Source organism: Bacillus sp. JJ1127 (assembly GCF_036965845.1).
Classification (GTDB): Bacteria; Bacillota; Bacilli; order Bacillales; family Bacillaceae_G; genus Bacillus_A.
Map to the genome: position 1 here is coordinate 996 of NZ_JBALQK010000055.1, position 9,219 is coordinate 10,214.

Genomic DNA, 9,219 nt, shown 5'->3' on the forward strand with positions numbered 1-9,219 from the left:
ATGTGATTATTTTATTTCTACCAGCCTCAAAAGTCTCCGCGGAAAAAGATATTAAGAATACGATAGACAACTATGTAGAAACTTTTTTAAAAGAGCATCGAATACCAGGCGCCTCAATTGCTATTGTTCATGAAAATGATTTATTTTATTCTAAAGCATGGGGTGTAACGGGAGAAACAGAAGAAAAAGTAACTACTGAAACCCCCTTTACTATTGGATCTATAAGTAAATCATTAACAGGTTTAGCCATAATGAAATTAATTGAAGAAGATATCGTTCATCTAGAAAATCCAGTCCAAAAATATATTCCATGGTTTACACTTAAAGATAAAGAAGCAGCATCAAAAATAACAATTAAACATTTGCTTACTCATTCAAGTGGAATGAGTACGTATTCCGGTTTATCAATATCAGATAAAGAATCTAAAGATTTAAAAGCTATAAAAAACAATGTGGAAAGCCTATCAAATGTTAAACTTACTGCTCCACCTGGAGAAAAGCATCAATATAGTAATGCGAATTTCTTAATTCTCGGTGCTCTTATTGAAGAAGTTACCGATCAAACGTATTCTGAGTACATGAAGCGGGAGGTTTTTTTACCATTAGGTATGAAGAATGCAGCGGCTGATAATGATACTGCATATAAAAAAGGATATCTTGCTGGTTATCAGTCATGGTTTGGAATCCCGCGAAAAAGTTCAGTAACATATGATAATGGAGGAGCACCATATGGGTATATAACGGCAAGTGCAGAAGATATGGTTCAATACATAAAATTCCTTAGTCGACAAGAGAATGTCAATTTTTTAACTGAAAATAATAGAAATCTTTATGTATCACCGCATGTTCAAACCGGTGAAAACCGCTTCTATGGCCTAGGATTAAGAATTACAAATCCAGATTCTGAGGAGAAAATGATATGGCATTCAGGTTCAACTCCTGATTCACACGCAGAAGTATTTTTTATACCGAAAACTGGTTGGGGTGGCGTAATTCTTACTAATAAAAATCATATTTTTGAAGAAGCGGCACTCCCACATTTGAAACAAGGAATTATAAATATATTAAATGGAGATGAACCAGTTGACATACCTTCATATACTCCTATTGCTCAACTGATTACAATAGGGATAATATGCTTACTTTTTGTCATGTTCATTTATCTACTAGTAAAGGTTAGATCAGGAAAAGTTCGTAAAAGAAGCGCATGGCGCATTTCCGGAATCATATTTTTAGCTTTATCTATTATTCTAATTCCACTACTAATTTATAGTACAGGCTCTCCGTGGCATGCGATTTATGTATTTGCTCCAGATCTAGCTTATTTATCAATTGGAGTAGCTATCCTACTTGCGTTAAATGGATTGGTTTCTATAATCATCTCTTGTAAATACAATAGTTTAGTAGTTAAATCTCAAATTATATGAAGGTGGCACATAATAATGGATCTTACATTCAAATTAGAGAAAACGTGTTTTAACTACCGAGTTGGTGCAATATGCAAACAAGAAAATAAAATCCTCATGCTTCAAAATGAAGGAGAAGATTTCTGGTATGTACCGGGCGGCCGAGTACAAATGCTAGAACACAGTGCAGTGGCAGTGAAAAGAGAACTTAAGGAAGAACTAGGAGTAAATGTTGATGTGAAAAGGCTCTTATGGACGGTTGAAAATTTCTTTACATATGATTCGCAGCAGTTCCATGAAATTAGTTTTTATTATGAAGTGAATTTGCTGGAGTTGCCTGCAAAAGGAGAGGATACTTTTATTCTTGAAGAAGATGGCAGAAGGTATGTATTTCAATGGGTTCCATTAGAACGAATAAGTGAATATAACTTGAAACCGGATTTTTTAAAAGATAAAGTGAAGGATTTACCTATTCATATGGAACATATTGTTAGGAGTGAATAAAAAGAGATAGGAAGACGGGAAGGGAACTTGACTTATAATTAATAGGGGGATTATGGAGGTAACACCAAGTAAAGTATGTGATTACAAATGCTGTATTAAAACGGTATTCCTAAATATGGAATTATAGTATGATAGAAGAGAAGCACAAGAAAATGGGGGGACTGTTATGATTACATTGGAACAGAAGCTGGAGCAGTATACATACATATATGCACAGTTGAAGGGAGAACTAAGGTGGAAAACTAGTGATTCTCGGACAGGGATGATGATTGCCGCTATGTATGCAGGCAGCGATAAGCCGTTTGATCTTGGGCGGTTTTTAGAAATTAGTAGTTATATTAAGGATCAGGTAGGAATGTTTTCATATTTAAAGTCCTATCATCGCTTTGTGGTTGCAGCAACATTAGATATTCATTTTACACATTATAAAGAAGCGTTTCAGCAGTTTCTAGATTTATATGAACGATTGGTTGCTGGTGGCTTTAGCCGGAGTATATTCACTTATCTGGCAGCAGCTGTGCTTTTACCAGAAGACAAGGGACAATATGATACACGCATTCAGCGGTCGCTGCAAGTATATAAACGCATGAAAGAGGATCACTTCTTTCTTACAAGTGCAGATGATTATCCACTCGCTGTTTTACTAGCAGGACAATCAGAGAAAGTAGAGACGCTTATGGATCGAGTGGAACGTCTCTATCAGAAGCTGGCGGCAGCTGGTATGTACAAAGGGAATAATCTTCAATTTTTAAGTCATATTCTTTCTCTAAAGAAGGATGTCAACGAAGATATTTTAGTAGCACGATATAAAAACATATGGAACATGATGCGACAAGAAAAGATAAAAGTGAAACAGATGCATTATCCAGCTATCGGGTTACTAGCGTTGCTTGAGGATGGAGAGAAAGAGGTCGCTTCTGTTCGGGCATTCATTGAAAAATTGCAGGGGGACAAGCAATTCCGCTGGCATACGGATGCAAATATTCTTATTGCTATTCAACTATTCGTAAGTCAGAAAGGTACGGAAAGTCAAACTGCCAACACAGGCTTACAAACAATGATAGAGGTCCTTATACAGGCGCAGCAGGCAGCCATGATAGCAGCAATTACCGCTTCCTCTGCAGCAACTTCTGCTAGCAGTAGTTCATAACGTGCAATTTGCTGTATAAATGCAAGCGCACCGCCTTTATATTTAAGGTTTTCCAAAAAGGGTTACATACATCATACCTAAATCAAAAGTCGATTGTCTGCTTGACAATCGACTTTTTCAGTTTATAACTATCTTTTAACAGTTTAATGCTTTTTTTGTATAGTCTAAAACGTTTTTAAATATAATTACTGTCCGCCGGTTTTATATTCTACATTAATAAGCACGAAGCACATGCAGTAAATAATCTTTTCGATTGAGTGGATTATAATCTACTCGTTTTCGCGTTGGGAAATTTGATTCGATTTTACTATATCCGCAAGGTCTAGCGATAAAGACACCTTCACCTTCCGTAAAAGAATGCAGACCACGTTTAAAATTCTCCGTTTTGGCCATCGGTAATGTTCCTGTTAAACAAAAGGAATCATTATGCAATACAGGTTCTGTAAAAGCAGCATGTATTGCCGATAATTTATACAGTGCGTTGCTAATTGAATTTGTAGGAACTGTTAATTCAAACTCATTTACTGGTTCATATACGGTCGTTCTAGCTTGCTTTAAAGCATTCATTAAGACAAGAGGTGTTAGTTTTCTAAAATCACTAGCTGTCGTTACCGGACTTGCATAACCGGTATGCGTTAAAGTTACAACGATGTCGGTAACTTCCCATCCATATAAACCTTGTTTTAACGTTTGGAATACAGTATCTTCAATCGCTTTATGGAACGCTAAAGGCAATGAGCCAAGCTCGACCTCTAAGTTATAAGTAATGCCAGATCCAAAGATACCAGGTTCAACTTGAAAACCAATTGTTGCATAGAAAGGGTTATTTTTTTCGCCCATTATTTCTAGTGCATTTCCGGTTCTAAGTGGTTTTTCTATACATACAATTTTTGTATCTGAGAAGGAAACATCTAAATTATATTTTTCCTTTAGAGTTGTTTCTATGACTTCTTTTTGAACTTCACCAAAAAGTCGAATGTAGATTTCATGATGAATATTATCTTTCAGTACTTTGATTAGCGGATCTTCTTCAGATAGTTCTATCAGTGCTTGATATAGGTCATGATTTTTTTCTTTTGGTCTTGCTTCAATTATCGCTTCCATTTGAGGCTCGGCAAAGTGAATTTCTTTTATTCTATGTGACATTGTACCAATTACATCACCTATTTTAATGTCGCTTAACCCCCATACTTTACAAAACTCTCCTGCGCTAATAGTAGAGGAGTGAACAGCCTTTCCGTTATGAAATATATGAAGTTTTTTTATTTTTTCTTTGTGTGAGACGATTTCAGTACGATTCTTTTTTCGTTTTATCTCGACGTATTTCCTTACATGTAAGCATCCAGAAAACACTCGTACATAAGCAATTTTTTCTCCAGAAGGTTCTCTTTCAATTTTAAAAACAACTCCCGATAAAAGGTCGTCTGAATGATCAATCGAAATGTTTTGTGAAATCATGTTTGAGACACCTTCAAGTAATTCAGGGACTCCCATACCGGTCATAGCTGAACCGAAAAAGATTGGATATACATTTGCATGTTGAATTTGATTCAATAATTCTTCTTTTAGAGTTGTTTCGGTTAATGTTGCACTGTTTACATATGATTCGAGTAAAGATTCATTATAGGGTGCTAAAAGTTCTATGCATTCATCATATATTGTCTCAATGGCATCGGCACGTAATTCGTTTTGAATTATACATGCATGCTTTGTTCCTTCATCCTTCACCTTATATAAAGGGAGTACTTGATTGGTAAGAGCTTCTCTTATTTGTTGGATAACTTTCGTAGTTTGAGCACCACTACGATCAATTTTATTTACAAATAGGATTGTCGGAATACACATTTTTTGTAGAGTTTTCATTAAAATTTTAGTCTGTGCTTGAATGCCTTCAACTGCTGATATAACTAAAATGGCTCCGTCTAAAACACGAAAAGATCGCTCTACTTCAGCAATAAAATCTGCATGACCAGGTGTGTCAATTACATTTACTTTGAGATCATTTATAAAAAATGAAACGACAGATGCTTTAATGGTAATCCCACGTTGCTTTTCTAACTCCATCGAATCGGTTTGCGTACTACCCTTATCTACTTGGCCAATTTCCTGAATTACATTGGTTTCATAAAGAATACGCTCAGTCAAACTCGTCTTTCCAGCGTCTACATGCGCTACAATCCCTATATTTATTGTTTTCATGTATGATAATCCTCATTTCGTTTTTTATATTGAATTCCTCATTTCTTTTATTAAATTGCCGCATTAGAATCACTCTCCAGTCGTTTATAATATCTTCATTATAGGGTGATTACCATTATTTGTAACGTAATTAAGTGCGGAATTTTGAAAATTTAGTAAGGGGGATGCGAAACATGAAATAGGGAAAAACAAAATAATTGCATTTTAATTTGTTATCCGTTATATTAATTGACATATCAATAATTGATATGTCAATTAATTGTGTGATCCATTTGCAAAGGAGGGGTAAATTGACAAGTTCATGCTCGAAGGAAGCAATTATTTTATATAAGTTACACTTTCTTAATAAAGAAGTAAGTTCAAAATTTGAAGGGTGTACAGGGATTAGTCAATCAAGGCTGGAGCTGTTACATCAGTTATATGAAGTAGAAGAAATCAGTCAAAAAGCACTTCAAAAAGAAGTGAATATTGATAATGCTGCGATTACAAGGCACTTAAAGCAGCTTGAAGCAAATGGAATGATTACAAGACGTAAAAATCCTGATGATAACAGAATTACTCTAGTTTCTCTTACGAAAGATGGACGAAATAAAATTCATGCCTTTCAAGAAGAGAAAGAGCGTTTTGCAGCTTCAGCGCTAAAAGGTTTAAGTGAAGAAGAGCGAGATAACCTTTTAAATATGTTAAATCACATTCAAGAAAATATTAAAGAAGTCTAAATATGAGATAAAAAGGAGATTACATCTATGAGTAACGTAACAAAAACAAATGATTTTACAGAAATTCTTACAGGACGTCGTTCAATTCGTAAATATGATCCAGCTGTGAAGATTAGTAAAGAAGAAATGACAGAAATTTTGATAGAAGCAACACTTGCACCATCATCAGTTAATATGCAACCATGGCGTTTTCTTGTTATTGATAGTGAGGAAGGAAAAGCGACACTTGCTCCGCTTGCTAAGTTTAATCAGCTGCAAGTAGAGACATCGTCAGCAATGATTGCTGTATTTGGTGATTTAAAAAACTTTGATAATGCTGAAGAGATTTATAGTACAGCAGTTGAACGTGGCTATATGCCAGCTGAAGTGAAAGAAGATCAGATGAAAAAACTTTCCGCTTATTTCTCTACAGTTGCACCAGAAGTGATGAAAGATACAGTTTTAATTGATGGTGGTCTTGTATCTATGCAACTGATGTTAGCAGCTCGTGCTCATGGGTATGATACGTGTCCAATAGGTGGTTTTGAAAAAGATAAAATCACAGAAATTTTCGGGTTAGATAAAGAGCGTTATGTACCAGTTATGCTAATCTCAATCGGAAAAGCAGCTGACAGTGGATATAAATCAGTCCGTCTTCCAATTGACAAAATTGCCCAGTGGAAGTAATGTTATATAGTCACGGAAAAATTATGTGATTTTATAAAGACAAGTGTAATATGAGAGGGGAAGCACTATGATTATTATTCACGCAGTATTTCAAGTAGATCCAGCAAAACAACAAGCATTTTTAGAAGAAATTCAACCGCTAATTCATGGTTCAAGAGAAGAAAGTGGAAATGTATCATATGATTTATACAAAGATACTGAAAAAGAAAGTGTTTATACAATGGTAGAGATTTGGCAAGATGCAGAAGCAGTTGCTAGCCATAATGTAAGTGAACATTTTACTTCTTTCGTTAGTAAAGCAAACCAATTTTTAACGGCTCCATTAGATATTAAAGTTTTTGATGGACAACCAGTGCAAAGTAAATAAGAAATTCAACACAATAAGTGACTCCTCGCTAACTCTCTTTTAGAGTAGGCGAGGAGTCACTTTATTTTTGCTTGCATTTTTTGGAATGAAATTATAAAATATCGATACACGATGTATCGTAAGTCGATATATCATATATCGATGTATCGGAGGTAGTTATAGTGAATAAAAAAGTGCAGAAATATATCCCATTAACAGAGGCGACATATTACATTTTGCTGTCATTAGTAAAACCTATGCATGGTTATGGGATTATGCAAATGGTAGAAGAAATGACGAATGGGGAAGTAAAGCTCGGACCTGGTACGTTATATGGGAATACGACAAAGTTATTGAAAGAAAAATTGATTGTTGAAGTAGCATCCACAGATAGAAAGAAATGTTACGTATTAACTCCGTTTGGTAGAGAAGTGTTAGAGCTTGAATTTAAACGGTTGCAACGTTCTGTTCAAAATGGAAAAAGTATGTTAAGAGAGGAAGCATAACATGGAAATCAAGAAAACATTTAAGTTATTTACAGCGTGGAACTTAGAAAAAGAAGAAGCGTACTTAAGAAAAATGCATCGAGAGGGCTGGGCATTACAAAACTATAACTTGATGTATACATTTAAGAAAACAGAGCCTAAGGATGTTGTGTATAAGGCAGATTTTAAACTTGATTATCGAAATTCACTAGTAAATCAAAAAGAATACCTTGAAATATATGAGATGTCTGGATGGAAGTATGTAACAAGCTTTACGAAATGGCATTATTTTTGTAAAGAGGTAACTGATGATAACGAACTGCCTGATATTTATTCTGAGAAAGAAACGAAAATTGAAAGATTTAAGGATTTGCTAAAAGTTTTAGTTCTTTTCTTTGCGATTTATCTCCTTGGAATGTATCCAAGTTTCTTAGAACCTTCAGAGGTTACGGTTCCGATTTGGGCTAAAAGTATGATGGGGTTTATTGGGTGTATGTACATTTATATATTTGTAAGACTGTTTTGGAAGATAAAAAAGTTGAAAAAAGAAATTCTTTAAAAATGTAATAAGGGGATTACTGGAATGATCATTTTGACTATATTATTTCTATATTTGGCCTTAGGTGACGGAATTGTTGGTAAGTGTTTGTATACTAGATTGCAAGAAGATATACAAATAAAACAAAATGCGCGAGTTTTGTTTTATATAAAGACAATGATTTTATTGTGGGGATTAACGATCATGATGCTGATAACATCATACTTGATCGATATTCCATTTGCGGAATATGGGCTGAAACTACCTGATATAAATTTTGTAAGTATCAATTTTTTTGAAGAAAGAACGATTTCAATATTCATAGGAGCATGTATTGGAACGATCATTTCATTCATTGCTAGGAAGAAAAGTAAAAAGTTTCAAAGCCATACAGAAAAACAAATGAGCACTTTTTCAGAAATGCTTCCGACGAATTATAAAGAATCCATACTCTGGATTTTAATTTGTATTACAGCAGGTATTACAGAAGAGCTATTATTCCGTTCCTTCATGATGAATTACTTATCGAAATTGTTTCCTGAACTATCGATAATGGGTGTATTAATAATCTCTTCAGTCATTTTTGGTTTGGCACATGTTTATCAAGGCTGGAAAGGTGTAATCGGAACAATGATTATAGGTTTCCTATTGGGAAGATTATATGTGATAACAGAATCGGTTTATCCATCTATACTGCTACATATGGCAATCGATTTATTTGCACTCGTTCGATTATTTATGTTTAATGGGAAAGTAATATTACAGAAGTCCTAAAAAATATATGAAGAATAAAACGAAAAAGTTGCTTGAAAAACAAGCAACTTTTTTATGAGAAAGATTGATTCTGTGCAGGCTTAATAAACTGTTCTGGATTTTCAACAAGTCCGCATACAGCACATTGCACACGGTATGTAGGTCCATGATAGGCCATATGAAAAGCATTCAATGTTTCGTTTGTGTATTCTTCTTCAATTTGACCAGTTTGTGGATTGAGTTTTACTGGTTTTACTTGTTGCTCAAGAATATTAAAGCGAGTGCGGTTTGTTTTACAATTTGGACAAAGCATTGGTTCCATATGTATACACCTCCATTTGTAGCATTTCTTAAATAGCAGGAATTTATTCAAAAAAATAAGGTGCTATAGGAATTTCGTTTGGTTTATGCAGTTGTTGTTAAAAACTTTCTCAATATGAATAAGTATAGTAT

11 protein-coding genes are annotated in these 9,219 nt (G+C 34.4%); 9 read left to right on the top strand and 2 right to left on the bottom strand.

From position 1 onward, the window contains the following. Positions 1-2 precede the first annotated feature (2 nt). From V7183_RS07160 to V7183_RS07170, 3 genes are all read left to right on the top strand, one after another. Complete coding sequence (locus V7183_RS07160) at positions 3-1,427, top strand: serine hydrolase domain-containing protein (protein ID WP_335359068.1); 1,425 nt, start codon at positions 3-5, stop codon at positions 1,425-1,427. Between the two features lie 15 nt (positions 1,428-1,442). Next, positions 1,443-1,910, top strand: a complete 468-nt coding sequence (locus V7183_RS07165) for an NUDIX hydrolase (RefSeq protein WP_335359069.1) — start codon at positions 1,443-1,445, stop codon at positions 1,908-1,910. A gap of 166 nt (positions 1,911-2,076) precedes the next feature. Then, positions 2,077-3,060, top strand: a complete 984-nt coding sequence (locus tag V7183_RS07170; RefSeq protein WP_335359070.1) for a DUF4003 domain-containing protein — start codon at positions 2,077-2,079, stop codon at positions 3,058-3,060. A gap of 213 nt (positions 3,061-3,273) precedes the next feature. Here the strand turns inward: V7183_RS07170 and tet are convergent, their stop codons facing one another. Further along, positions 3,274-5,259 carry a tetracycline resistance ribosomal protection protein gene (gene tet, locus V7183_RS07175; protein WP_335359071.1) on the bottom strand — a complete coding sequence of 662 codons (1,986 nt, stop codon included), beginning with the start codon at positions 5,257-5,259 and terminating at the stop codon, positions 3,274-3,276. Positions 5,260-5,549: 290 nt separating this feature from the next. Between tet and V7183_RS07180 the strand changes: the two genes are divergently transcribed. The 6 genes from V7183_RS07180 (at position 5,550) to V7183_RS07205 (ending at position 8,787) form a co-directional block, all read left to right on the top strand. Continuing rightward, positions 5,550-5,978: a MarR family winged helix-turn-helix transcriptional regulator gene (locus tag V7183_RS07180; protein WP_097898827.1), complete on the top strand. Its 429-nt coding sequence runs from the start codon at positions 5,550-5,552 to the stop codon at positions 5,976-5,978. A gap of 27 nt (positions 5,979-6,005) precedes the next feature. Continuing rightward, positions 6,006-6,644, top strand: a complete 639-nt coding sequence (locus V7183_RS07185) for a nitroreductase family protein (RefSeq protein WP_335359072.1) — start codon at positions 6,006-6,008, stop codon at positions 6,642-6,644. Positions 6,645-6,711: 67 nt separating this feature from the next. Then, positions 6,712-7,011, top strand: coding sequence for a putative quinol monooxygenase (locus tag V7183_RS07190; protein ID WP_097898829.1), 300 nt, complete (start codon positions 6,712-6,714; stop codon positions 7,009-7,011). Between the two features lie 161 nt (positions 7,012-7,172). Beyond that, positions 7,173-7,496, top strand: a complete 324-nt coding sequence (locus V7183_RS07195) for a PadR family transcriptional regulator (RefSeq protein WP_335359073.1) — start codon at positions 7,173-7,175, stop codon at positions 7,494-7,496. 1 nt (position 7,497) lies between these two features. Then, complete coding sequence (locus V7183_RS07200) at positions 7,498-8,034, top strand: DUF2812 domain-containing protein (RefSeq protein ID WP_335359074.1); 537 nt, start codon at positions 7,498-7,500, stop codon at positions 8,032-8,034. Between the two features lie 24 nt (positions 8,035-8,058). Further along, positions 8,059-8,787, top strand: a complete 729-nt coding sequence (locus V7183_RS07205) for a CPBP family intramembrane glutamic endopeptidase (protein WP_335359075.1) — start codon at positions 8,059-8,061, stop codon at positions 8,785-8,787. A gap of 52 nt (positions 8,788-8,839) precedes the next feature. Here the strand turns inward: V7183_RS07205 and V7183_RS07210 are convergent, their stop codons facing one another. After that, positions 8,840-9,088, bottom strand: coding sequence for a DNA alkylation repair protein (locus V7183_RS07210; protein ID WP_097898833.1), 249 nt, complete (start codon positions 9,086-9,088; stop codon positions 8,840-8,842). Between the last annotated feature and the right edge of the window lie 131 nt (positions 9,089-9,219).

What these genes read in the sequence shown, in the direction of transcription:
- V7183_RS07165 (WP_335359069.1), top strand. Translation starts at nt 1,443, where the DNA reads ATGGATCTTACATTCAAATTAGAGAAAACGTGTTTTAACTACCGAGTT.
- V7183_RS07185 (WP_335359072.1), top strand. Translation starts at nt 6,006, where the DNA reads ATGAGTAACGTAACAAAAACAAATGATTTTACAGAAATTCTTACAGGA.
- V7183_RS07170 (WP_335359070.1), top strand. Translation starts at nt 2,077, where the DNA reads ATGATTACATTGGAACAGAAGCTGGAGCAGTATACATACATATATGCA.
- V7183_RS07205 (WP_335359075.1), top strand. Translation starts at nt 8,059, where the DNA reads ATGATCATTTTGACTATATTATTTCTATATTTGGCCTTAGGTGACGGA.
- V7183_RS07200 (WP_335359074.1), top strand. Translation starts at nt 7,498, where the DNA reads ATGGAAATCAAGAAAACATTTAAGTTATTTACAGCGTGGAACTTAGAA.
- tet (WP_335359071.1), bottom strand. Translation starts at nt 5,259, where the DNA reads ATGAAAACAATAAATATAGGGATTGTAGCGCATGTAGACGCTGGAAAG.
- V7183_RS07190 (WP_097898829.1), top strand. Translation starts at nt 6,712, where the DNA reads ATGATTATTATTCACGCAGTATTTCAAGTAGATCCAGCAAAACAACAA.
- V7183_RS07210 (WP_097898833.1), bottom strand. Translation starts at nt 9,088, where the DNA reads ATGGAACCAATGCTTTGTCCAAATTGTAAAACAAACCGCACTCGCTTT.